The sequence below is a fragment of the Streptomyces gossypii genome, from assembly GCF_025165795.1.
GTDB classification, from domain to species: Bacteria; Actinomycetota; Actinomycetes; order Streptomycetales; family Streptomycetaceae; genus Streptomyces; species Streptomyces gossypii.
Map to the genome: position 1 here is coordinate 113,924 of NZ_JAJAGO010000019.1, position 23,081 is coordinate 137,004.

Sequence of the window (23,081 nt, forward strand, 5' to 3'; positions counted from 1 at the left end):
GCGTGTCACCCGCCGATCAGACCTCTAGGACCTGACGCTTGTTGTAGGTGCCGCAGCTCGGGCACGCGATGTGCTGAAGCTTCGGCTCCTGGCAGCGCTCGCACTTCACCAGGTTGGGGACCGCAGCCTTCCACTGCGACCGGCGGTGGCGCGTGTTGCTGCGCGACATCTTCCGCTTCGGAACAGCCACGGCTACTTCTCCTGCTTCTCGTCGGCGTCCGGTGCGGCGCCGCTCTGGTCGTCCTTCTCGCCGTCCCGGATGGTTCCGGCGAGTCCCTGCAGTGCCGCCCAACGGATGTCGACGGCCTCGTCATGCCTGTGGTCCGGGTCGTCCGCCAGCCGCACCCCGCACTCGGGACACAGACCGGGGCAGTCTTCCCGGCACACCGGCTGCAGCGGCAGTGAGAGCACCACCGCATCCCGCAGCACGGGCTCGAGGTCGAAGAGATCGGCCTCGAGGAAGAAGGTGTCCTCCTCCTCGGCGTCGTCGCCGGGTTCCGCCACAGGGCGGCTCCGGTCGTCGGCGTCGGGGTAGGAGAACAACTCCTGGAACTCCGCCTCACATCGCTGCTCGAGCGGTTCCAGACACCTTACGCACTCCCCCCGCAGCGGTGCACTGGCGGTGCCCGTGACAAGCACACCTTCCATCACCGACTCCAGGCGGAGGTCCAGCTCCACGGTCGCGCCCTCAGGCACTCCGATGACCTCGATGGCGAGATTCTTCGGGGCCTGCACCGTGCGGGAGACCTGCTTCATCGCACCTGGCCGCCGCCCCAGCTCGCGTGTGTCGAACACAAGCGGGGCACGGTGGTCGAGGGAGATGTTCAGGGCTTCCTGCTTTCTACGGACGGTCTGGCGGCCGGGACAGTGAGTCCGGGCAGCCAGCAGCACGGGTGTACGCGCAACCGGTAAACGAGAATACTGGACGGTCGGCCCCTGGCCCAATCGGGTGCGGGCGACGGGGCGGGCGGCGGCGGTCAACGGCCCTGGTCGTACCGTTCCTCGTACTGCCGCACCTGGTTCAGGTCGATCATGCTCGTGTCGAAGAGGCTGGTCTCGTCGAGGGCGGCGGCCTGCTGCTGGTACGACTGCTGGTGCTGAGGTTCCTGGGGCTGCGGGTAGTACTGCGGGTCGTACTGCGGGTCGTACCCCTGCTGCGACGGGTCGGTATAGCCGTGCGCCGGCTGCTGTCCGTAGTACCCGGCGGCCTGCTGCTGGTCGTAGTACGCGTTCTGCTGGTCGTAGTAGCCGCCCTGCTGGGCTTGCATCTGCTGGGCTTGCATCTGCTGCATCTGGGCCTGCTCCTGCGCCTGCTGCGCGTAGTACGGGTCCGCTGTCGGCTGCGGCGGGATCTGCGGCGCCGCCGGCGGCTGCGGTGGCATGCCGTGCGAGGGCGCCTGCGGCGGGATCTCCTGCCGCGCGACCTCCGGCTGCGGCATCTCCGCCCGCGGCCCGGGAATCTCGGCAAGCCCGGCCAGGTAGTCCGCGTCGCTCGTGTGCGGCAGCTGCCCGATGCCGGCACCGTCCTGTGCGGCCATGTGCGCGCCCAGGTCATCGTTCGGACTGTGGCCCAGCAGCTTCTGACGGCCGCGCCCCACCGCCTCCAGCGTCTTGCCGAGAACCGCCGAGACGGAGCCCAGCCGGGCGTCCACGTACGCGTCCGCGCGCTGCCGCAGCTCGGCGGGGTCGGCAGTGCGCTCCGGAGCGTCCTCGGCGTACTGCTGGCCGTACTGGTCGGCGCCCGGGCCGCTGCCCAGCAGCTTCTCCCGGCCGCGCTCCACCGAGCCCATGGTCTTGCTGAGCACGACCTCGAAGTTCGCCAGCTTGCTGTCGACGTAGTCGTCGGCCTCGGCACGGATCTCCGCCGCCTCCCGGCGGGCCTCCGCCACGATCCGGTCGGCCTCGTCCTGGCTGTACCGCGCGACCTCCGTACCGGAGACGAGCGAGCCGCGCTCCGCCTGCGCCGTCTCGATGATCCGCTGGGCCTCCTCCTGGGCCTGGGCGACCATCTGCTCCCGGCCGCCGAGCAGCTCCTGCGCCTGGGCGAGCGAGCCGGGCAAGGCCTCGCGCACTTCCTCCAGCATCGTGAGCAGCTCGGCCCGGTTCACCACGCAGGAGGCCGACATGGGCATCGAACGGGCGCCGTCGACGGTCGCCACGATCTCGTCGAGTCTCTGCTGTACGTCCACGGGGGACGACTCTACGGCCAGCGGGCTCGGCACCGGCACCGGATCGCAGAAGCTCAGGGTCTGGCGAGCCGCTCGGCGAGTACGTCCAGGACCGGCGCCGGCACCAGATGGGAGACGTCGCCGCCCCAGGCCGCGACCTCCTTGACCAGGCTGGACGAGAGGAAGGAGTAGGTGGGGTTGGTCGGCACGAACAGGGTTTCGACGCCGGAAAGCCCCATGTTCATCTGGGCCATCTGCAGTTCGTAGTCGAAGTCGCTGACCGCCCGGAGCCCCTTGACGATCGCGGGGATGTCGCGCTGCTTGCAGAAGTCGACAAGGAGTCCGTGGAACGCCTCGACCTGGACGTTTCCGTAAGCCGAGGTGACCTCCCGGATGAGATCGATGCGCTCGTCGACCGTGAAGAGGCCCTGCTTCGACTTGTTGATCATCACGGCGACATGCACCACGTCGTAGAGCTTGGAGGCCCGGCCGATGATGTCGAGATGGCCATTGGTGATGGGGTCGAAGGACCCCGGACAGACCGCGCGACGCACTGGCGTCTCCTCGCTCTCCGGACGATGAGGGGTGTGGGGGCCGCCCCCGGCAGCTCTCAGCATGACTCAGGAGTAACTTCCCGTTCGGCTGCGCGACCGTACCAAAGGGTCCCCTCGCCGTAACGGCGGGACCGCAGTCCCTCGAAACCGGGGGGCCAGTGGAACGCGCCGCCTCTGGTGCTGCGCTCCACGGTGGCCAGTGCGCCGCCGGTCAGCCACCCCTCCGAGCGGAGTGTGAGCAGTATCTCGCGGAGATCGTCGTCCCGGACGGCGTAGGGCGGGTCGAGGAAGACCAGGCCATACGGCTCGGCCGGGGCCGGTCCCGCGAGTGCCTGCTGCACCCTGCCCGAGCGGACCTCGGCACCGGGGAGGCCGAGGGCGGTGACGTTCGCCCGGATCGTCCGCACCGCGCGGGCGTCCGCCTCGACCAGCAGGACGTGTGCGGCGCCGCGGGAGAGCGCTTCGAGACCGACCGCGCCCGAGCCGCCGTACAGATCCATCACGCGCAGGCCCTGCCAGGCGGACGCGCCGCCGAGCTGCGCCTCCCAGCTGGAGAACAGACCCTCGCGGGCCCGGTCGGAGGTGGGCCGGGTGCCGGTGCCGGGCGGCACGGCCAGCCGTCGGCCGCCGGCCGCACCGGCGATCACGCGGGTCATGGGATGGGTCCTTCGTCGGGAGGCTGCGGTGGCCTGGGAAGGCCGCCGGACGGATCGGACGTGCCGCCGCGCGCGGGGGCGCGTGCTCCCACGATATGGCGTCGCACGCCGGGCACCGGCCCCCGCCCGCCCGGTGCGACGCGTCGGACCGACGTGTCGGCTTTGTCATCCCTTGTCCAAGTAGTCCTCCCGTTCGGAGTCCAGGAGGGAGTCCAGGGCCGTGCGGAGCTCCGGCAGGCTCGTCAGCTGGGGGTCGGCGGAGACGATCGCCGTCGCCTCCGCGCGGGCCGCCGCGATCACTTCCTCGTCGTCGATCACGGTCAGCATGCGCAGCGACGAGCGCGTCCCGGACTGGGCCTCGCCCAGGACGTCGCCCTCGCGCCGCTGCTCGAGATCGATGCGCGAGAGCTCGAAGCCGTCGAGCGTGCCGGCGACGGCCGCCAGCCTGGCGCGGGCCGGGGCCGCCTCCGGCATCTCGGTCACCAGCAGGCAGAGCCCCGCGGCGGCGCCCCGGCCGACTCGGCCGCGCAACTGGTGCAGTTGGGAGACGCCGAACCGGTCCGCGTCCATGATCACCATGATGGTGGCGTTGGGGACGTTGACACCCACCTCGATGACGGTCGTGGCGACGAGCACGTCCACCTCACCGGCTGCGAAGCGGCGCATCACGTCATCCTTCGCGTCCGGCTGCATCCGGCCGTGCAGGGCTTCGACGCGCAGCCCTTTCAGCGGACCGGCGGACAGCCCGCCGACCAAGTCCAGCACGGCCAGCGGCGGCCGTTTCCCGGCCTCGCCGCCGGCACCGGCCTCGCTCCCGGCGCCGTCCTCGCTCCCGGCGCCGTCCTCCTCCCCCGCGCCCTCCTCCCCCGCGCCGTCCTCCCCGGCCCTGCCGGTCCGGCGCGCGGACTCCTCCTCGTCACCGATGCGCGGACACACGACGTACGCCTGATGACCCGCCTCCGCCTCCTCCCGCACCCGCTCCCAGGTACGGGCGAGGAAGTGCGGCTTGTCCGCCGCCGGCACGACATGGCTGGAGATCGGCAGCCGCCCCGCCGGCAGCTGGTCCAGCACCGAGGTCTCCAGATCGCCGAAGACGGTCATCGCCACCGTGCGCGGGATCGGGGTCGCCGTCATCACCAGCAGGTGCGGGGGCTGCTTGCCCTTGGAGCGCAGCGCGTCGCGCTGCTCGACGCCGAACCGGTGCTGTTCGTCCACGACGACGAGCCCGAGGTCGTGGAACTGCACCTTGTCCTCGATCAGGGCGTGTGTGCCGATGACGACTCCCGCCTCACCCGTCACCAAGTCCAGCAGTGCGCGGCGGCGGGCGGGTGCCCCCATGGAACCGGTGAGCAGCACCACCTTGGTGCCCTGTTCGGCGCCTCCGAGCATGCCGCCCTCGGCCAGCTCGCCCATCATCTCGGTGATGGAACGGTGATGCTGCTGTGCCAGCACCTCCGTGGGGGCGAGCATCGCCGCCTGACCGCCCGCGTCCACGACGTTGAGCATCGCCCGCAGTGCGACCATCGTCTTGCCGGAGCCCACTTCGCCCTGGAGCAGCCGGTGCATGGGGTGGTCGGTGGCGAGATCGGCGAAGATCTCCGCACTCACCTGCCGCTGGCCCTCGGTGAGGGTGAACGGCAGGGTGGCGTCGAAGGCGTCCAACAGGCCGCCGGGTACCGGGCGGCGCGGGAGGGCGGGCAACTCGCCGGCCGCGAGGCGGCGGCGGGCCAGGGCGACCTGGAGGACGAACGCCTCGTCCCACTTCAGCCGCTCCCTGGCCTCGGCGATGTCCGCCTTGGAGCGGGGCCGGTGCACCTTGCGGAAGGCCTCCGGAAGGGTGATCAGCCCGCGTTCCTCGCGCAGCGAGGGCGGCAGCGGATCGGTCAGCGCAGCCCAGCCGGTGGCCTCCATCGAGGTCAGCACCGTGTCGACGGCCTGCTCGATGTTCCACGACTCCAGTTGCCTGCAGGCCGGATAGAGCGGCAGCAGTTCGGTGGCGAACTTCTCCACGGTCTGCTGGTCGGACTCGTCGTCGAGCAGCTTGTAGTCCGGGTGGGACAGCTGGAGCTTGCGGTTGAAGATCCCGACCTTGCCCGCGAACATGCCCCGGCGGCCGGGCAGCAGTTTCTGCTTGTTGGCGTACACGGCGCGCCCGAAGAACACGAGCTGGAGGCGGCCGCTGCCGTCGGTGAGAGTGATCTCGAGCCGCTGGCCCTTGCCCCGGTTGAAGGTGTGCACGCGGGCATCGGCGATCCGCGCGACCACGGTGACATGCTCCTCCAGGGGCAGTTCGGCGAGCCGGGTCAGCTCGCCCCGCTCGGCGTACCTGCGCGGGTAGTGATGCAGCAGATCGCCGACCGTGTGCAGGTCGAGCTGGTCGGCCAGCACCTTCGCGGTGTTGCCGCCGAGGGCCTTCTTGAGGGGTTCGTCGAGCGAGAGCACAGTCCCATTGCACACCATGGGACTGACACGAACCCCCTGTTCCGCGGCGGACCGCGCGCCCGGTCTACTCGACGCCGATCAGCAGGGGCCCCGACCGCTGGCGGCCCTCGTGCACCACCGTGTCGACGGCGAGATGCCCGCGCCGTACGTGCTCCCGCAGCCGGTCGGCGAGCCCGGCGGGGGCGTCGGCGCCGAGTACCAGCGTGACCATCTCGCCGCCTGCGGCGAGCATGCGTTCGAGCACGTCGGCAGCGACCTGGTCGATGTCGGAGCCGATGACCGCGACATCGCCCTCGACGAGTCCCAGCACGTCGCCCGCCTGGCAGACGCCCGCCGTGGTCCACGACTGGCGCTCCGCGAGGGCGACTTCGCCGTAGCGGGTGGCGGCGGCGGCCGAAGTCATGGCGACCACGTCTTCGTCGAACCGCCGGCTCCGGTCGTGCACGGCGAGCGCCGCGATGCCCTGGACGGCGGCGCGGGTGGGGATCACGGCGGTGCGTATCCCGGCGGTGCGGGCCTCTTGCGCGGCGCGGGCGGCGGTGTTCTGGAGGTCGGGATCGTTGGGCAGCAGCACGACCTCGTGCGGGCCCGCACGCTTGATCGCTCGCCGGATCGCGTCGGTCAGCGCGGCCTCGGGGCCGTCTGCGGCACGTACGACCGTCGCGCCCGCGTCCTCGCAGAGCGCCGCGAGCCCGTCTCCCTGGACCACGGCGACGACGGCGCGGGGCGCGACGTCGCGGCGGAGGTGAGTGTCCCGGTGGTGGCCGTGGCTGTGGCCGTCGCTGTGGCTGTGGCTGTGGCTGTCGGCGTGGTCGCCGTCCCCGGTGAGTGCGGTGACCCGGACGCGGTGCGGACGGCCCCGCTCGATTCCGGCCTCGATCGCCGCCCCGGCATCGTCCACGTGCACATGCACATTCCACAGCCCGTCGCCGCCGCCGACGACCAGTGAGTCACCGAGCTGGTCCAGCACCGTACGCAGCCCGGGTACGACCGTGTCCTCGGCGTCGAGGAGGTACATCACCTCGAACGCTGGCCCCGTCCGCGGCCCCCGCGACGTGGCGGCAGCGGCGGGCGCGGCGGCTCCGTCGGCCGGGGCAGCGGTGTCGTCCGGCTGAGCAGCGGGGGGCGGGGGCGCAGCGGCGTCCGGCGCGGCCCCGAGCGCCTCCGCCAGCGCGCCGAGTACGTTGACCAGCCCGCGGCCCCCGGCATCCACCACCCCCGCGCGGGCCAGGGCGCCGAGCTGCCCCGTCGTCGCGGCGAGTGCCCTGCGGGCGCCCGTGTGCGCGGCTCGGGCGACCTCCGCCGCGTCCGCACCGTCCGCCGCTTCGGCCGCCACCTCGGCGACGGTCAGCATGGTGCCCTCGACGGGGCGGGCCACGGCCCCGTAGGCCGCGTCCGCGGCCCGGCGCAGTGCCCTGCGCAGCAGCGCGGCGCCGTCCGGAGGCGTCTCGTCCTCACCGCCGGGCACACCGGGGGTGGCCGGCGGGCCCGGCGGCGTCTGCGCGTACACCTCGGCGAAGCCCCGGAGCAGCTGGGCCAGAATGGTGCCGGAATTCCCGCAGGCGCCCAGGAGCGCTCCGTGCGCCATGGCGCCGAGCGCGTCCGCGGCCGAAGGGTGCGGGGCGGCCCGTACGGCGCTGTCCGCCGCCTCCAGGGTCAGGCAGAGGTTGCTGCCGGTGTCGCCGTCCGCGACCGGGTAGACGTTGATCGCGTCGATCTCCGCGCGCTCGCGTTCGAGTGCGGCGAGCGCGAGCGCGCACCACTTCCGTACGGCGGTGGAGTCGAACTGTCCCGGCACGTGCGGGCCTCCTTGCTGCAGAGGGAGCGGGGTGGTTCCGGTACGGACCGGGGCGTGCCTTCAACGTAGCGCCGTCCTGGGCGGCGGGTGACCACACGGCGGCGCGGGAAGTCTCCACCGCAGCGCCGGTGCTGCTTGGCCCGGCGGTCCCGCGAACCAGCCCGTCCGGCGGCCGGCCGCCAGGCCACTGGCCTGGTCACGGGGCGGATTCCGCCGGATGGCGGGCTGCTCGTACACGGCCCTGGCGGTGCCGGGCCGGCTCCCGGTGCGGCCGGGGAGCCGAGGCGGGTTTCGCCCTTCACCAGCACCCGTTGTATGCTGCTCCGGTTGCCTGAGTGAATCGGGCAGGAATTCTCCCTGGCACAGCCGGTCATCTCTGATTCTGCGACGCCGGGATTCACCGTAAGCACATCTGAAGTCTTTGGAGTGTCCCGTGGCTGCCAACTGCGACGTCTGCGGCAAGGGGCCGGGCTTCGGCAACAGCATTTCCCACTCGCACCGCCGTACGCCGCGTCGCTGGAACCCCAACATCCAGCGCGTGCGTGCCGTGGTCGGCGGGACGCCGAAGCGGCTCAACGCCTGCACCTCGTGCATCAAGGCCGGCAAGGTCTCGCGCTGACGTCAGCGCGGCCACCTCGCTGGTTGCTGCGAAGCCGGTCCGCCCTCGGGTGGGCCGGCTTTTCCGTGTCCCCCGCGGCGACTGCCGACCGGGCGGGCGGCGCCAGCTCGGCATACGGGCACACCGCCACACGGGGATTACCAGTCATTCGGTCCCACGGCCCACCGCGGGCTTCCTGAAGCGCCAACCGTGGTCGACCGGCCCGATCCCCCCGCCCAGCGCGAAACCCGCCGCGATCGCGCCGGTGACGTACTCCTTGGCCTCGTGCACCGCCTCCGGCACCGACCGTCCCGTCGCCAGCCCCGCCGCGACGGCGGACGCCAGGGTGCAGCCGGTGCCGTGTGTGTGGCGGTTGTCCTGACGCGGCGCCCGCAGCCAGTGCTCCTCAGTGCCGTCCGTGAGCAGGTCGACCGCGTCTGCGCGCAGGTGGCCGCCCTTGATCAGGGCCCACCGGGGCCCGTGGGCGAGTACGGCCTCGGCGGCGGTCCGCAGATCCGCCTCGGTGTCGACCCGCACACCGGTGAGCTGTTCGACCTCGTCGAGGTTGGGCGTGGCGACGGTCGCGGTCGGCAGCAGCCCGCAGCGGACGGCCTCCAGCGCGTCGGAGGCGAGCAGCGCGTCCCCGTGCTTGGAGACTCCGACCGGGTCGATGACCACGGGGGCCGTGATCCCGCCCAGCAGCCCGGCGACTGTTTCGACGAGTAGGGCGGAAGAGAGCATTCCGGTCTTGACCGCCTGCACGCCGATGTCGTCGACGACACTGCGGAACTGGGCTTCCACGGCCTCCGCGGGGAGTTCCCAGGCGCCTTGCACGCCCAGCGAGTTCTGCGCCGTGACGGCGGTGAGCACGCTCATGCCGTGGGTGCCGAACGCCAGCATGGTCTTGAGGTCGGCCTGGATTCCCGCGCCGCCGCCGGAGTCGGATCCGGCGACGGTCATGACACGTGCAGGTGCGCTCATGCGTACGAACCTAGTGCGGATGCACAGTGCGGCGGTCACTGCCCCCGTCCACCGGCGGGCCGGGGCGGGCCGTTCAGGGCTCCAGGGTGTCCCCGAAGTGGTCCCAGCCTCCGGCCTTGTCCCAGGGAGCGCCGTCCACCGTCACGTGCGGCAGCGCCGACGGCGCGAGCACCTCGCCGATTGTGCGCCAGCGCGCGGGCAGCTTCTGGTCCGGCGGGAAGGTGGCCACGATGGCGTGGTCCTCTCCTCCGGTCAGCACCCACTGGAGCGGGTCGACACCGACCGCCTGGCCGATGTCAAACATCTGCGCGGGAACGTCCAGTTCCCCGGAACGCACGTCGATGCGGACCTTGCTGCACTCCGCGATGTGTCCGAGATCGGCGACCAGTCCGTCACTGACGTCGGTCATCGCGGTCGCGCCGAGCGCCGCCGCCGCCGGTCCTGCGTGGTAGGGCGGTTCGGGCCGACGGTGCGCCTCCACGAAGGCGCGGGGCGACCGGAAGCCGCGTGAGAGCACCGTGTGCCCGGCCGCGGACCAGCCCAGCCAGCCGGTGACGGCCACCACGTCGCCGGGGCGCGCGCCGGACCGGGTGACTGGCTCGTGGTTGCGCATGTCGCCCAGCGCGGTGATCGCCACGGTGATGGTGTCGCCGCGGGTGACGTCGCCGCCCACCACGGCCGCGGCGGCGACCTGTGCCTCGTCGCGGATGCCGTCCATCAGCTCCGTCGGCCAGTTCACCGGCAGTTCGGCCGGCACCACCAGGCCGACGAGGAGCGCGGTGGGAACGGCGCCCATGGCCGCGATGTCGGCCATGTTCTGCGCCGCGCCCTTGCGGCCGACGTCATAGGCCGTGGACCAGTCACGCCGGAAATGACGCCCTTCGAGCAGAATGTCCGTGCTGACCACCACGCGGCGGTCCGGCGCCGTGACGACCGCCGCGTCGTCCCCGGGCCCGATGCGTACGGCCGGAGTCGTGGTGAGCCGGGAGGTGAGCTCCCGGATGAGGCCGAACTCCCCCAGTTCCGCCACGGTACTGGGGGTATGGGGGCGTCCCCCGGGAGTACTCAGCATACGACTGCCCCTTCACGTTCCAATGACGTCAACCCGCCGTTCCCGGCACTCCCGCAGGTCTCCCCGACGCGGGTGGGGACGCGGTACCGTAGCGACCCGTTTCCCCCCATGATCCTCGTACCCGCCCTGGAGGTTCCGTGGTACAGGCATACATCCTGATCCAGACCGAGGTCGGCAAAGCGTCGACCGTCGCCGAAGTCATCGCCAAGGTGCCTGGAGTGATCCAAGCCGAAGACGTGACGGGTCCGTACGACGTGATCGTGCGTGCCCAGGCCGAAACCGTCGACGCACTCGGTCGACTGGTGGTGGCCAAAGTCCAGCAAGTGGACGGCATCACACGTACCCTGACCTGCCCAGTGGTCCATCTGTAGCTCCCCCGTATGCTCGCTCGATGAGATCCGCACATGAACGCGTACCTCGCCGGTGGTCGGTTCTCCCGCTCGCTCTCGCTCCGGTGATCACACTCGCGGGCTGCTGGTCTTCGGGTGACAGCGCCGGCCCGGCAGTCCCCAGCCCATCCGGAAAGGCCGCCGGGGCCTGCCGGGCGCTGCACGGGGAGTTGCCGGGGCGCGTCAACGCGGAGGACCGGGCCGAACTCGACCCCGCCTCGAAGTACACCGCCGCCTGGGGCGATCCCGCCATCGAGCTGCGCTGTGGAGTGCCGCGGCCCGAGGTGCTCACGCCCGGAAGTGAACATTACAACCCCCTCGCCGACCAGGCCGAAGTGAACGGCGTCCACTGGCTGATCGAACCGCGCGACGGCGGATACCGCTTCACCGCCACGGGCCGTGACGCGTTCGTGGAGGTGACGGTGCCCGACGACTACGCTCCGGAAATCGGGGCGCTGCCGGACCTGGCAAAGGCCCTGCGGGCGTCCGTGCCGAAGACGGAGAAGTAGCCGCGGCGCGGCGTACGGCGCACCGCCCGCCGCGCCCGGCTCAGGCCTCAGCTCCGCCTCAGCGCAGCCCTGTCCGGCGGCGCAGGGCCGCCTGGATGAGCCGGTCGACCAGCTCGGCGTAGCCGACGCCAGTCTCCTGCCACATCCTCGGATACATCGAGATGGGCGTGAAGCCGGGCATCGTGTTGATCTCGTTGATGACGAACTCGCCGTCGTCGCAGAGGAAGAAGTCCGCGCGGACGAGCCCTTCGCAGGAGGCGGCCTCGAAGGCGCTGACGGCCAGCTCCCGGACCCGCGCCGTCTGCTCCTCGGTCAGCGGGGCGGGCACGATCCCGGCAGCCGAGTCGATGTACTTCGCCTCGAAGTCGTAGAAGTCGTGCGCGGTGGCCGGCGGGATCTCGGCCGGGACGCTCGCCCTCGGGCCGTCCTCGAACTCCAGCACACCGCACTCGATCTCACGGCCGCTCAGCAGCGACTCCACAATGATCTTGGGGTCGTGCCGGCGGGCCTCCTCGACCGCCTCGTCCAGGCCGCCGAGTGCGGCGACCTTGGTGATGCCCATCGAGGAACCGGCACGGGAGGGCTTCACGAACACCGGCCAGCCGTGGTCACCGGCGAAGTCCACGATCTTCTTGCGGGCCGCTGCCGGGTCCGTCTCCCACTCGCGGGGGCGGACCGTCACATACGGGCCCACCGGCAGCCCGAAGGAGGTGAAGATCCGCTTCATGTACTCCTTGTCCATGCCGACGGCCGAGGACAGCACCCCGGCACCCACATACGGCACCCCGGAGAGCTCCAGCAGCCCCTGGAGCGTGCCGTCCTCGCCGTACGGGCCGTGCAGCACGGGGAAGACGACGTCCACTTCGCCCAGCGCCTTGGGCACCTGTCCGGGCTCGGTGAGGGTGACCTCGCGGCTGCCGGGCTCCACCGGCAGCAGCACGGCACCGCCGTCCGATTCGGCGAGATCCGCCACGCTGGGCAGCTGCCGGTCGGCGATGGCCATCCGCTCGGGATCGTCTGCGGTCAGCGCCCAGCTGCCGTCCGAGGTGATGCCGATCGGCAGCACCTCGTACTTCTCCCGGTCGATGGCGCGCAGTACGGCGCCGGCGGTGACCACGGAGATCGCGTGCTCGGAACTGCGGCCGCCGAACACGACGGCGACCCGGGGCTTGGAGGTGGGGCTGTGGCTGCTCATATCGTCCTGACTTTACCGCCTCGTACGGCGCGCGGAAGGGCGGCGGCGCACCGGCCGGGAGCCGGCGGCCGACGCCCCGTCAGACGCCCTCGGCCTTGGCGCTGCGCGACATCAGTTCCTTGAGCGCGACCAGTGGCGGCGTGCCCTGGTGCACGATGCTCACCACCGTCTCGGTGATCGGCATGTCCACGGCGTGGCGCCGTGCCAGATCGAGCACCGACTGGCAGGACTTGACGCCCTCGGCGGTCTGCCGGGTGACCGCGATCGTCTCCTCCAGTGTCATCCCCCGGCCGAGGTTGGTGCCGAAGGTGTGGTTACGCGAGAGCGGCGAGGAGCAGGTGGCCACGAGGTCGCCCATGCCCGCGAGACCGGCGAAGGTGTGCGCGTCGGCGCCCATCACCAGACCGAGCCGGGTGGTCTCGGCCAGACCGCGGGTGATCAGCGAGGCCTTGGCGTTGTCGCCGAGTCCCATGCCCTCCGCGATGCCGACGGCCAGCGCGATGACGTTCTTGACCGCACCGCCGAGTTCGCAGCCGACGACGTCGGTGTTGGTGTACGGGCGGAAGTAAGGGGTGTGGCAGGCCGTCTGGAGCCGCCGGGCCACGGAGGCGTCGCGGCAGGCGACGACCGAGGCGGCGGGCTGCCGTGCGGCGATCTCCTTCGCCAGATTGGGACCGCTGAGCACCGCGATCCGCTCCGGGCCCGCTTCGGTGACCTCCGCGATGACCTCGCTCATCCGCTCGGCGGTACCGAGCTCGACGCCCTTCATCAGGGAGACCAGCACGGTGCCGGGGTGCAGCAGCGGGGTCCAGTGCTCCAGGTTGGCGCGCAGGGACTGCGACGGCACGGCGAGAACCGTGAATTCCGCGTCCCGCGCCGCACGGGCCGGGTCGGTGGTGGCGGTGACGGAAGAGGGGATTTCGACGCCCGGCAGATAGTCCGGGTTGGTGCGGGTTGCGTTGACGGTGTCGACGAGTCCGGAGCGGCGACCCCACAGGGTCACGTCGCATCCGGCGTCGGCCAGCACCACGGCGAAGGCCGTGCCCCAGGACCCGGTGCCGTAGACAGCGGCTCGCGTCACGCTTTCTCTCCTTCTTCGGCCTTTCGGGCCGTCTCTTCTGTTCTTCCGGGTGCCTCTGCCGCCCGTGCGGGCGTGTCCCGGTCGGGTTCCCCGTCGGTGCGCCGCTCGGCGGCCCGGCTGCGGTGGGTGTACCGCTCAACGGGTACGGGCTCACCGCGGATCTCGGCGAGCTGCACGGTGAGCGCGTCCATGAGGGTGTCGGTGACGGCGCGCAGCACGTCCGCGGTCGGTTCGCACCCGTAGAACTCGGAGAGGTCGACGGGTGGGCCGGCCTGCACGGTGAGGGTCTTGCGCGGCAGGAACCGGAATTCCTTGGGGCGGGCGTACGGCGGCACCGCGAGGTTGGCGCCCCACTGGGCGACGGGGATCACGGGCGCCTTGGTCAGCAGGGCGACACGGGCGGCACCCGTCTTGCCCTCCATCGGCCACATGTGGGGGTCGCGGGTGAGTGTGCCCTCCGGGTAGAAGGCGACGCATTCGCCGTCGTTGATCGCCTCGACCGCGGCACGGAAGGCTCCGACGGCGTCCGCTGATTCGCGGTAGACCGGGATCTGCCCGGCACCACGCATGAACGAGCCGACGGCCCCCGCCTTGAAGAGCGCGACCTTCGCCAGGAATCGCGGGACGCGACCGGTGTTGTACTGGAAGTGGGCGTACGACAGAGGGTCGAGATACGAGTTGTGATTGACGACGGTGATAAAGCCGCCGTCGGCCGGAATGTGTTCCATTCCACGCCAGTCCCGCTTGAAGAACACCACAAGCGGCGGTTTCGCCACAACCGCAGCGAGGCGGTACCAGAAGCCGATTCTGCGGCGGGACACCGGGACACCATCTCCTCTTGGTTCACAGCTGCGCACAACCGGGTCTCCGCGCCATCCGACGTCGGCTGTCGTGCACACCGTAACCCCGAGCCCGCCGACGTGGGCCGGGAGCAGGCGAGAATGAGAGCGATGCGACGTGACGAGAAGCCGGGGGCACCGCGCGTGTGGAGACTGGTCATTCCCCTCAAACCGCTGTCCCGGGCGAAGAGCAGGCTGGGCGCGACGGCGGGCGAAGCCCTGCGTCCCGGCCTCGCGCTGGCATTCGCCCAGGACACCGTGAGCGCGGCGCTCGGCTGCGCGTCCGTACGCGGTGTGGCAGTTGTCACGGACGATCCGCTGGCCGCCGAGGCGCTCTCAGCGCTGGGCGCGCGGATCGTGCCGGACCTGCCTGCCGACGGTCTGAACGCGGCGCTCGCGTACGGCACCGCACAGGTGCGCGCCCACGCCCCGGAATCCGCCGTGGCCGTGCTGAACGCGGATCTCCCCGCGCTTCGGCCCGCAGAATTGCTGCGGGTACTGAACACCGCCTCCGCATTTCCCCGTGCATTTCTCCCGGACGCCGCCGGAATCGGTACGACGCTGCTGTCGGCTCTGCCGGGCAGCGAACTGCGCCCGGCGTTCGGCGGTCCCTCCCGCGCCCGGCATCTGGCCTCCGGAGCGGTGGAAATCGCACTCTCGGACGTACCTGGTGCCCGGCAGGACGTCGACACCGCCGAGGATCTCCGGGTGGCGCTGGCGCTGGGGGTGGGTGTGCACTCGGCCAAGCGCCTGTCGGGTGGCCTCGGACCGGATGGCGGACGCGGTCTGGTGCGTGCGATTCCGAGGCGGAGGAGGGAGCCGACGCGGAGCGTCGGCGACTGACGACAACGAGGGAAGCATGGAGGGCTCCCCCGGCCCGAAGGGCCGAGGGGACGTGCCAGGGCGTGGCCGCCCGGTCCGAGGCCACCCGACAGGCGCTCAGGCGACAACGCGTACGCTGCTGGCCATGCAGGCGACCTCGTACACCTACGATCCCGAGACCCGTTCCGGACAGGTGCTGCTGGACGACGGCACCCCGTTGCCCTTCGACGCCGCCGCCTTCGACGCGGGCGGCCTCCGACTGCTGCGGCCCGGGCAGCGCGTGCGGGTCGAGGTGACGGGGGAGGGTGACGAGCGCCGGGTCACCTTTCTGACACTCCAGACCCTGTGAACACCGAGCTCCGGGCCACCGCGTCCCGGAGCTCCCCGATGCGGAGCACTTCGCCGCGGAGCACCTCATCGCGGAGCACTTCGCCGCGGAACGCCCGCGGGCCGGCCTCCCCCGAGGGAGCCCGGCCCGGCGCTGGTGCGTGCCTTCGTCTCACTTCTTGCGGGCGGCGGCCTTCTTGGCCGTGGTCTTGCGCGCCGCCGACCTCTGGGCCGGCGCCTTCTTGGCCGTGCTCTTCTTGGCCGGGGCCTTCTTGGCCGCCGCCTTCTTGGCGGTGGCCTTCTTGGCCGTGGTCTTCTTCCCGGTTGCCTTCTTGGCAGTGGTCTTCTTGGCCGCCGCCTTCTTCGCCGTGCTCTTCTTCGCCGCCGTCTTCTTGACGGCCGGCGCCGTCTTCGCCGGTGCCTTCTTGGCGGCCGCCTTCCCGGTGGTCTTCTTCGCGGTGCTCTTCTTCGCCGCCGCCTTCTTGGTTGCCGCCTTCTGCGTCGAAACGCCACCCGAGAGGCTGCCCTTCGGAGCCTTCTTCACGGCGACGTCGTTCTTCGGGAGCTTCTTCGCCCCGCTGACCAGGTCCTTGAAACCCTGGCCTGCCCGGAAGCGCGGCACCGAGGTCTTCTTGACCCGTACCCGCTCGCCGGTCTGCGGGTTACGTGCGTAGCGGGCGGGCCGGTCGACCTTCTCGAAGGAACCGAAACCTGTGACCGAGACCCGGTCACCCGCGCACACCGCGCGGACAATCGCATCCAGTACGACGTCGACCGCGTCAGCGGCCTGCTGACGTCCGCCGAGCTGGTCGGCAATTGCTTCAACGAGCTGCGCCTTGTTCACGTCTTCCCCTTCGGAGGCGTTCCACGGGAACTAATGTGTCCGAGCTTTTTCGCACGGTAGGCAGATATATACCGCAAATCAAACACGAAACGGGCTAATCACCCTTGTGCCGCAACGAAATCGGCGGTCAACGAGATCCGTCGCCACGACGGTCTCCAGGACGGTCGCCCGGCTCGGGAGGTAACCGCCCCTCGTCGAGGTCGGTCATCAGCTGGTCCAGACGCCGTTCGGCGTCCGCCAGATCGTGTTTGGTAGCGGCCGTGATCACGAGCAGCTTCCGTGTCAGCGCCACCCGTACGCTCTCCGGGACTTGCAGCGTGCGCACGCGCGCGTGCGCCTCTTTCAGGCGGGCGGCGACGCGGTCGTACAGCTCGAGTTGACCGTCGCGTTCCATGCGCCGATTGTGCCATCTGGGGCGAGTTGTCACCTCGTGGGCGCTCAACGCAGCGGTGCGCCCCCTGGCCCGAAGGCAGGGGGCGCACCGGCTCCGAAGAGGGGTTCTCCCTCGTCAGACCACCTGGGTCCGGGGTTTGAACGCGGGCCTGCCCGCCTCGTACGCCACGACATCCGCTTCGTTCTTCAGGGTGAGGCTGATGTCGTCGAGGCCCTCCAGCAGCCGCCAACGCGCGTTCTCGTCCAGAGCGAAGCCCTCTTCGATGCCGCGCGCGAGGACCTTGCGCTGGACCAGGTCGACGGTCACCTCCGCGGCCGGATCGCTCTCGGCCAGCTCCCACAGTGCTTCCACCGCAGCCTGCGGGAGAACGACGGTCAGCAGACCGTTCTTCAGCGAGTTGCCCCGGAAGATGTCCGCGAAGCGGGAGGAGATCACGGCCCGGAAACCGTAGTTCTGCAGCGCCCAGACGGCGTGCTCGCGGGATGAGCCGGTGCCGAAGTCGGAACCCGCCACCAGCACGCTCGCGCCCTGATGGCGCGGCTGGTTGAGAACGAACTCCGGGTCCTTGCGCCACGCCTCGAAGAGGCCGTCCTCGAAGCCGTCGCGGGTCACCTTCTTCAGCCAGTGCGCGGGGATGATCTGGTCGGTGTCGACGTTGCTGCGCCGGAGCGGTACGACCCGGCCGGTGTGTGTGGTGAAGGCTTCCATGGCTCTCAGACTCCGGCGGGGGTACGGACGTCGGACAGGTCGGCGGGTGAGGCCAGATGGCCCAGAACCGCGGTGGCGGCGGCGACGTTCGGGGAGACCAGATGTGTCCGGCCGCCCTTGCCCTGCCTGCCCTCGAAGTTGCGGTTGGAGGTGGACGCCGCGCGCTCTCCGGGGGAGAGCTGGTCGGGGTTCATGCCCAGGCACATCGAGCAGCCCGCGTGCCGCCATTCGGCTCCGGCCGCGGTGAACACCTTGTCCAGCCCCTCCTCCACCGCCTGCAGCGCGACCCGTACGGAGCCGGGCACGACCAGCATGCGCACGCCCTCGGCAACCTGACGGCCCCCGAGCACGGAAGCGGCGGCGCGCAGGTCCTCGATCCTGCCGTTCGTGCAGGATCCGACGAACACAGTGTCGACCGCGACCTCCCGCAGCGGGGTGCCGGCGGTCAACCCCATGTACTCCAGGGCCTTCTCGGCGGCGATCCGCTCTCCCTCCTCGGCGAATCCCGCCGGGTCGGGCACCCTCGCGGACAGCGGCGCACCCTGGCCCGGATTGGTGCCCCAGGTGACGAACGGCGCCAGCTCGGCGGCCTCGATGACCACCTCGTGGTCGAAGACCGCGTCGTCGTCGGTGCGCAGCGTGGACCAGTACTCCATCGCCGCGTCCCAGTCCGCGCCCTGCGGGGCGTGGTCGCGGCCCCGGAGATAGTCGAACGTCGTCGCGTCGGGCGCGATCATCCCGGCCCGCGCGCCCGCCTCGATGGACATGTTGCAGACGGTCATCCGGGCTTCCATCGACAGCTTCTCGATGGCCTCGCCGCGGTACTCCAGGACATAGCCCTGGCCGCCGCCGGTGCCGATCCGGGTGATGACCGCCAGGATCAGGTCCTTGGCCGTGACGTCCTCGGGCAGTTCGCCGTTCACCGTGACCGCCATGGTGCGGAAGGGGGCCAGCGGCAGCGTCTGGGTGGCCAGCACGTGTTCGACCTGGCTGGTGCCGATGCCGAACGCCAGCGCGCCGAAGGCACCGTGTGTGGAGGTGTGGCTGTCACCGCACACCACCGTCGTACCGGGCTGGGTCAGCCCCAGTTGCGGGCCCACCACGTGCACCACGCCCTGCTCGACGTCGCCGAGCGGGTGCAGGCGTACACCGAAGTCCGCGCAGTTCTTGCGCAGTGTCTCCAGCTGGATGCGGGAGACCGGGTCGGCGATGGGCTTGTCGATGTCCAGGGTGGGAGTGTTGTGGTCCTCGGTGGCGAGGGTGAGGTCCGTACGCCGCACGGTCCGGCCGTTCTTGCGAAGGCCGTCGAAAGCCTGCGGGCTGGTCACCTCGTGCAGCAGGTGCAGATCGATGAAGAGCAGGTCGGGCTCGCCTTCCGCCCGCCGGACGACATGGTCGTCCCAGACCTTCTCCGCCAGTGTCCGTGCCATCGGATTCCCTTCGGCCGGCCGCGTTGCCGGCCCATGCTCGAGTCCTTTGCCCACACCCGATTCCCACGTGCCGGATGGTGGCCGTCGTTACAGACTGGCGGGTGTGGGGGAAATATGAACTTGCGTTTCACACTTTGAGACGCAAGTATCGACGCATGGACAACACTAGTGGCGCCACGAGCGGAGTGGGCGTACTCGACAAGGCGGCCCTGGTCCTCGGCGCCCTGGAGTCCGGCCCGGCGACGCTCGCCGCGCTGGTCGGGGCCACCGGACTCGCCCGGCCGACAGCCCACCGGCTCGCGGTAGCTCTTGAGCACCACCGGATGGTGGCCCGGGACATGCAGGGCCGTTTCATCCTGGGCCCCAGGCTGGCCGAACTCGCCGCGGCGGCGGGCGAGGACAGACTGCTCGCCTCGGCCGGCCCGGTGCTGACACATCTGCGCGACGTCACCGGCGAGAGCGCTCAGCTCTACCGGCGGCAGGGCGAGATGCGGATCTGCGTGGCGGCGGCGGAGCGGCTCTCCGGACTCCGTGACACGGTGCCGGTGGGCTCCACGCTGCCGATGAAGGCGGGATCCGCCGCTCAGATCCTGATGGCGTGGGAAGAGCCGGAGCGGCTGCACCGCGGCCTCCAGGGTGCCCGTTTCACCGCCACCGCGCTGTCCGGCGTACGGCGGCGCGGCTGGGCCCAGTCGATCGGCGAGCGCGAGCCCGGTGTGGCCTCCGTATCCGCGCCCGTACGCGGTCCGTCGAACCGGGTGGTGGCGGCGGTCTCGGTCTCCGGGCCGATCGAGCGGCTGACGAGGCACCCGGGGCGGATGCACGCCCAGGCCATCGTCGATGCCGCGGCACGGCTCAGCGAGGCGCTGCGGCGCGGCGGCGGGCTCTGAGGGGTTCCGGCAGAGGCCACCCGGCGCTACGGCTGGTGACACCACCGGTACGGACAAAGAACGCCACGGAGAAGGCCCCCCGCCACGGCGGAGGGCCTTTTCTCACACAATCCATGTGATCCATACGATCGCGTACCCCCGACCGGATTCGAACCGGCGCTACCGCCTTGAGAGGGCGGCGTGCTAGGCCGCTACACAACGGGGGCCCTAGCGTGATTCCTGAGAACCAGTACCCCCGACCGGATTCGAACCGGCGCTACCGCCTTGAGAGGGCGGCGTGCTAGGCCGCTACACAACGGGGGCATCGATCTTACTGAACATCGATCTACTCGATAAGAAGATCGCGCTGGGCTACCAGGACTCGAACCTAGACTAACTGAACCAGAATCAGCCGTGCTGCCAATTACACCATAGCCCACCAAAACACAACCCCCATCAGGGATCTCGTCTGGGTGGCCGCTTTCCCGGTGACCTGGCCCTGAGGCCCGGCCCGTTCGGCGACAGGAAGAACATTACCTGATCGTGCAGCCCGCTCCAAAACGGGTTAGCGCGCGGCCTCGGCACGAGTCGGCCGGCACCTCCGGGCGCGGAGACGGTGGCAGTCCGCACCGGCCCGCTCACAGGCCCCAGCTCACGGCTCCCCCCTCACTGTTTCCCGCCGGGGACCCAGAGCGACGAACCGCCCGCACCCGGTGGCCGGGTACGGGCGGACGTGTCTGCCGGGCGGATGGCGTGCCATCAGGCCCGGATGCTGCTCACTCCTCCGGCTGGGCCGCCAGCTTCGCCAGGGCCGCGTCCACCCGCAGCAGGGTGCGCTCGCGGCCCAGGACCTCCAACGACTCGAAGAGCGGGAGGCCCACCGTGCGGCCGGTGACCGCCACACGGAGGGGGGCCTGGGCCTTGCCGAGCTTCAGGCCGTGCGCCTCCCCCGCGGCCAGCACCGCTTCCTTCAGCGGCTCCGCGCTCCAGTCCGCTTCGCCGAGTGCGGCCAGCCGGGAATGGATGCTGCGCAGCACATCGGCCGCGCCCGGCTTCATCGCCTTCTGCCAGGACTTCTCGTCCTCGGCGGGCTCTTCGAGGAAGAGGAAGTCGACGTTCTGGGTGATGTCGGAGAGGACGGTCAGCCTGGTCTGGGCCAGCGGCGCCAGCTCCTCGAACGCCGCCTGGTCGAACGCCTCCGGCTTCCACGGCGCGTACGGCGGGCGCAGCCAGGGTGCGCAGGCAGCCGTGAAGTCCGGCAGCGGGAGCTCACGCAGATGCGTGGCGTTGATCGCCTCGCACTTCTTGAGGTCGAACCGGGCCGGGTTCGCGTTGACGTCGCCGATCTCGAAGGCGGCGACCAGCTCGTCCATGGAGAAGATGTCCCGGTCCTCTGCGAGCGACCAGCCCAGCAGGGAAAGGTAGTTGAGCAGCCCGGCGGGCAGGAAGCCGCGCTCGCGGTACAGGTTGAGCGAGGACTCCGGGTCCCGCTTGGAGAGCTTCTTGTTGCCCTCCCCCATCACATACGGGAGATGCCCGAAGGCCGGGGTCGCGCCGCTGCCCACGCCGATCAGCGCCAGCGCACGGTAGAGCGCGATCTGGCGCGGGGTGGAGGAGAGGAGGTCCTCGCCGCGCAGGACGTGGGTGATCTCCATCAGGGCGTCGTCCACCGGGTTGACCAGTGTGTAGAGCGGCGCGCCGTTTGCCCGGACGATGCCGTAGTCGGTGACGTTCTCCGGTGCGAAGCTCAGCTCCCCGCGCACCAGGTCGGTGAACGTGATCGTCTCGTCCGGCATCCGGAAACGGACGATGGAGGTCCGCCCCTCGGCCTCGTACGCCGCGATCTGCTCCGTGGACAGGTCACGGCACTTCCCGTCGTAGCCGGACGCCTTCCCGGCCTTGCGGGCGGCCTCCCGGCGCGTCTCCAGCTCCTCGGCCGTGCAGAAGCAGCGATACGCGTGGCCGGCCGCCTGGAGCCGCTCCGCGACGTCCTGGTAGATCTCCATGCGCTGGGACTGCCGGTAGGGGCCGTACGGGCCGACCGCGCCGCCTCCGGCGGCCGCGTCGAACGCCGTGGGGCCCTCGTCCCAGTCCAGGCCCAGCCAGCGCAGCGAATCGAGCAGCTGCTCGTACGACTCCTCCGAGTCGCGCGCCGCGTCCGTGTCCTCGACACGGAAGACCAGGGTGCCGCCGTGGTGCCGGGCGAACGCCCAGTTGAAGAGCGCGGTGCGGACCAGCCCCACATGGGGGTTACCGGTCGGGGAGGGACAGAAACGTACGCGGACGTTCGTCGCGTTAGTCACGCTTGATCACCTTGTTGGTGAGAGTGCCGATACCTTCGATGGTGACGGCGACCTCGTCGCCGACGTTGAGCGGGCCGACCCCCGCCGGGGTGCCGGTGAGGATGACGTCCCCGGGCAGCAGGGTCATGGCCTCCGTGACGTGGACGATCAGGTCCTCCACGGAGCGGACCATCTCGCTGGTACGCCCCAGCTGACGCTGTTCGCCGTTGACCGTGCACTGCACGGCCAGGTCGCCCGGGTCCGCCTCGGTCTCCACCCAGGGGCCGAGCGGGCACGACGTGTCGAACCCCTTGGCCCGCGCCCACTGCGACTCGGCGCGCTGGACGTCGCGGGCGGTCACGTCGTTGGCGCAGGTGTAGCCCAGGATCACGTCCCGCACCCGCTCACGGGGCACCTCCTTGCACATCCGGCCGATGACCACGGCCAGCTCCGCCTCGTAGTGCACCTCGGAAGAGAAGGAGGGATACACGATCGGGTCACCGGGACCAGCCACGGAGGTGGAGGGCTTGAAGAAGACCACCGGGGCGTCGGGAACCTCGTTGCCGAGTTCCTTGGCGTGCTCGGCGTAGTTGCGGCCGATCGCGACGACCTTGTTGGGGAGTACGGGCGGCAGCAGGCGGATCTTGTCCAACGGGATTCGCCGCCCCGAACGCTCGAAATCGGCGAAGGGGTGGCCCTTGATGATGTCGAGTTCGTCGCCCTCGATCACGCCGAAGGCGACGTTCCCGTCGAGGGAGAATCTGGCGATGCGCACGGGATTCCTTCACGCTTTTCGGTTACCGGTCGGACGGCACCCCAGCGTATGCCACGGGCCCCCGCGCGGCGTGGCCCGGCCGGACAGCACGACAGGCCCGCACAGGCATGCGAGGCGGGCCTGCGGGACCAGACGGTGCGGAGAAGGACCAGCGGAGCTCAGCGCAGCGTCATGTCATCTCAAGCGGGCCATCAGCGCGTGCTCGACCAGGGTGATCAGTGCGCTCTTGGCGTCGCCGCGGTGCCGGGCGTCCGTGGTGATGATCGGCGCGTCCGGCCCGATCTGCAACGCCTCCCGCACCTCCTCCGGCGTATACGGCTGATGACCGTCAAACCCGTTCAAAGCGAT

General features: G+C 70.7%; 24 protein-coding genes, 3 tRNA genes and 1 pseudogene. 6 read left to right on the forward strand and 22 right to left on the reverse strand.

The features are described from left to right. Window positions 1-16: 16 nt before the first annotated feature. The 7 genes from rpmF to LHJ74_RS31145 form a co-directional block, all read right to left on the reverse strand. Complete coding sequence (gene rpmF, locus LHJ74_RS31115) at window positions 17-190, reverse strand: 50S ribosomal protein L32 (RefSeq protein WP_027751459.1); 174 nt, start codon at window positions 188-190, stop codon at window positions 17-19. A gap of 2 nt (window positions 191-192) precedes the next feature. Then, window positions 193-756, reverse strand: a complete 564-nt coding sequence (locus LHJ74_RS31120; RefSeq protein ID WP_260221625.1) for a YceD family protein — start codon at window positions 754-756, stop codon at window positions 193-195. 221 nt (window positions 757-977) lie between these two features. Continuing rightward, window positions 978-2,189: a cell division initiation protein gene (locus LHJ74_RS31125; RefSeq protein ID WP_260221627.1), complete on the reverse strand. Its 1,212-nt coding sequence runs from the start codon at window positions 2,187-2,189 to the stop codon at window positions 978-980. 53 nt (window positions 2,190-2,242) lie between these two features. Further along, on the reverse strand, window positions 2,243-2,722 hold the full coding sequence (coaD, locus tag LHJ74_RS31130; protein ID WP_260221628.1) for a pantetheine-phosphate adenylyltransferase: 480 nt from the start codon (window positions 2,720-2,722) through the stop codon (window positions 2,243-2,245). 56 nt (window positions 2,723-2,778) lie between these two features. After that, window positions 2,779-3,378 (reverse strand): 16S rRNA (guanine(966)-N(2))-methyltransferase RsmD, encoded by a 600-nt coding sequence (gene rsmD, locus LHJ74_RS31135; protein WP_260221629.1) that lies wholly within the window; start codon window positions 3,376-3,378, stop codon window positions 2,779-2,781. A gap of 165 nt (window positions 3,379-3,543) precedes the next feature. Beyond that, complete coding sequence (gene recG / locus LHJ74_RS31140) at window positions 3,544-5,838, reverse strand: ATP-dependent DNA helicase RecG (RefSeq protein ID WP_260221630.1); 2,295 nt, start codon at window positions 5,836-5,838, stop codon at window positions 3,544-3,546. Window positions 5,839-5,884: 46 nt separating this feature from the next. Further along, window positions 5,885-7,618, reverse strand: coding sequence for a fatty acid kinase ATP-binding subunit FakA (locus tag LHJ74_RS31145; protein ID WP_260221631.1), 1,734 nt, complete (start codon window positions 7,616-7,618; stop codon window positions 5,885-5,887). 433 nt (window positions 7,619-8,051) lie between these two features. On the opposite strand from LHJ74_RS31145, the gene rpmB reads away from it, so the two are divergent. Continuing rightward, window positions 8,052-8,237, forward strand: a complete 186-nt coding sequence (gene rpmB, locus LHJ74_RS31150) for a 50S ribosomal protein L28 (protein WP_027751466.1) — start codon at window positions 8,052-8,054, stop codon at window positions 8,235-8,237. Between the two features lie 144 nt (window positions 8,238-8,381). On the opposite strand, the gene thiD is transcribed toward rpmB, so the two are convergent. Both thiD and LHJ74_RS31160 read right to left on the reverse strand, forming a co-directional pair. Further along, the gene (thiD, locus tag LHJ74_RS31155; RefSeq protein ID WP_260221632.1) at window positions 8,382-9,197 is read right to left on the reverse strand and encodes a bifunctional hydroxymethylpyrimidine kinase/phosphomethylpyrimidine kinase; all 816 of its coding nucleotides are present in this window, start codon (window positions 9,195-9,197) and stop codon (window positions 8,382-8,384) included. A 73-nt stretch (window positions 9,198-9,270) separates the two neighbouring features. Continuing rightward, on the reverse strand, window positions 9,271-10,269 hold the full coding sequence (locus LHJ74_RS31160; RefSeq protein WP_260221633.1) for a thiamine-phosphate kinase: 999 nt from the start codon (window positions 10,267-10,269) through the stop codon (window positions 9,271-9,273). 137 nt (window positions 10,270-10,406) lie between these two features. Between LHJ74_RS31160 and LHJ74_RS31165 the strand changes: the two genes are divergently transcribed. Then, the gene (locus LHJ74_RS31165; RefSeq protein ID WP_260221634.1) at window positions 10,407-10,640 is read left to right on the forward strand and encodes an Lrp/AsnC family transcriptional regulator; all 234 of its coding nucleotides are present in this window, start codon (window positions 10,407-10,409) and stop codon (window positions 10,638-10,640) included. Window positions 10,641-10,660: 20 nt separating this feature from the next. Then, window positions 10,661-11,167, forward strand: coding sequence for a DUF3515 domain-containing protein (locus tag LHJ74_RS31170; protein ID WP_260221635.1), 507 nt, complete (start codon window positions 10,661-10,663; stop codon window positions 11,165-11,167). Window positions 11,168-11,225: 58 nt separating this feature from the next. On the opposite strand, the gene LHJ74_RS31175 is transcribed toward LHJ74_RS31170, so the two are convergent. From LHJ74_RS31175 to LHJ74_RS31185, 3 genes are all read right to left on the reverse strand, one after another. Further along, window positions 11,226-12,362, reverse strand: coding sequence for a D-alanine--D-alanine ligase family protein (locus LHJ74_RS31175; RefSeq protein WP_260221636.1), 1,137 nt, complete (start codon window positions 12,360-12,362; stop codon window positions 11,226-11,228). Window positions 12,363-12,441: 79 nt separating this feature from the next. After that, window positions 12,442-13,443: an NAD(P)H-dependent glycerol-3-phosphate dehydrogenase gene (locus LHJ74_RS31180; RefSeq protein ID WP_260221639.1), complete on the reverse strand. Its 1,002-nt coding sequence runs from the start codon at window positions 13,441-13,443 to the stop codon at window positions 12,442-12,444. Next, window positions 13,440-14,264 carry a lysophospholipid acyltransferase family protein gene (locus tag LHJ74_RS31185; RefSeq protein WP_260221641.1) on the reverse strand — a complete coding sequence of 275 codons (825 nt, stop codon included), beginning with the start codon at window positions 14,262-14,264 and terminating at the stop codon, window positions 13,440-13,442. Before LHJ74_RS31185 ends, LHJ74_RS31180 begins: the two co-directional genes overlap by 4 nt. A 129-nt stretch (window positions 14,265-14,393) precedes the next feature. Here LHJ74_RS31185 and cofC point away from each other — a divergent pair, with 129 nt between their 5' ends. Together cofC and LHJ74_RS31195 are read left to right on the forward strand one after the other, a co-directional pair. Continuing rightward, on the forward strand, window positions 14,394-15,125 hold the full coding sequence (cofC, locus tag LHJ74_RS31190) for a 2-phospho-L-lactate guanylyltransferase (RefSeq protein ID WP_260221643.1): 732 nt from the start codon (window positions 14,394-14,396) through the stop codon (window positions 15,123-15,125). 124 nt (window positions 15,126-15,249) lie between these two features. Then, window positions 15,250-15,453 carry a hypothetical protein gene (locus LHJ74_RS31195; RefSeq protein WP_260221645.1) on the forward strand — a complete coding sequence of 68 codons (204 nt, stop codon included), beginning with the start codon at window positions 15,250-15,252 and terminating at the stop codon, window positions 15,451-15,453. Window positions 15,454-15,603: 150 nt separating this feature from the next. Here LHJ74_RS31195 and LHJ74_RS31200 read toward each other — a convergent pair whose 3' ends face one another. From LHJ74_RS31200 to leuC, 4 genes are all read right to left on the reverse strand, one after another. After that, window positions 15,604-16,275, reverse strand: a complete 672-nt coding sequence (locus tag LHJ74_RS31200) for an HU family DNA-binding protein (protein ID WP_260221647.1) — start codon at window positions 16,273-16,275, stop codon at window positions 15,604-15,606. Between the two features lie 127 nt (window positions 16,276-16,402). Continuing rightward, window positions 16,403-16,669: an SCO5555 family protein gene (locus LHJ74_RS31205; RefSeq protein ID WP_260221648.1), complete on the reverse strand. Its 267-nt coding sequence runs from the start codon at window positions 16,667-16,669 to the stop codon at window positions 16,403-16,405. 114 nt (window positions 16,670-16,783) lie between these two features. Then, window positions 16,784-17,377 carry a 3-isopropylmalate dehydratase small subunit gene (leuD, locus tag LHJ74_RS31210; protein WP_260221650.1) on the reverse strand — a complete coding sequence of 198 codons (594 nt, stop codon included), beginning with the start codon at window positions 17,375-17,377 and terminating at the stop codon, window positions 16,784-16,786. A gap of 5 nt (window positions 17,378-17,382) precedes the next feature. Continuing rightward, a complete protein-coding gene (leuC, locus tag LHJ74_RS31215) occupies window positions 17,383-18,807 on the reverse strand; it encodes a 3-isopropylmalate dehydratase large subunit (RefSeq protein WP_260221651.1) in 1,425 nt (474 codons plus the stop codon). A 155-nt stretch (window positions 18,808-18,962) separates the two neighbouring features. On the opposite strand from leuC, the gene ndgR reads away from it, so the two are divergent. Continuing rightward, on the forward strand, window positions 18,963-19,697 hold the full coding sequence (gene ndgR, locus LHJ74_RS31220) for an IclR family transcriptional regulator NdgR (RefSeq protein ID WP_260221652.1): 735 nt from the start codon (window positions 18,963-18,965) through the stop codon (window positions 19,695-19,697). A gap of 133 nt (window positions 19,698-19,830) precedes the next feature. Here ndgR and LHJ74_RS31225 read toward each other — a convergent pair. The 6 genes and pseudogenes from LHJ74_RS31225 to LHJ74_RS31250 form a co-directional block, all read right to left on the reverse strand. Beyond that, window positions 19,831-19,903, reverse strand: a tRNA-Glu gene (locus LHJ74_RS31225). Between the two features lie 24 nt (window positions 19,904-19,927). Next, window positions 19,928-20,000: transfer RNA gene (locus LHJ74_RS31230), tRNA-Glu, on the reverse strand. A gap of 43 nt (window positions 20,001-20,043) precedes the next feature. Beyond that, window positions 20,044-20,115, reverse strand: a tRNA-Gln gene (locus LHJ74_RS31235). Window positions 20,116-20,452: 337 nt separating this feature from the next. Beyond that, window positions 20,453-21,979: a glutamate--tRNA ligase gene (gene gltX, locus LHJ74_RS31240; protein WP_260221653.1), complete on the reverse strand. Its 1,527-nt coding sequence runs from the start codon at window positions 21,977-21,979 to the stop codon at window positions 20,453-20,455. Then, window positions 21,972-22,733 carry a fumarylacetoacetate hydrolase family protein gene (locus LHJ74_RS31245; protein ID WP_260221654.1) on the reverse strand — a complete coding sequence of 254 codons (762 nt, stop codon included), beginning with the start codon at window positions 22,731-22,733 and terminating at the stop codon, window positions 21,972-21,974. The genes gltX and LHJ74_RS31245 overlap by 8 nt, the downstream gene beginning before the upstream one ends. A gap of 174 nt (window positions 22,734-22,907) precedes the next feature. Further along, a pseudogene (locus LHJ74_RS31250) lies at window positions 22,908-23,081 on the reverse strand (ATP-binding protein); the annotation flags it as partial.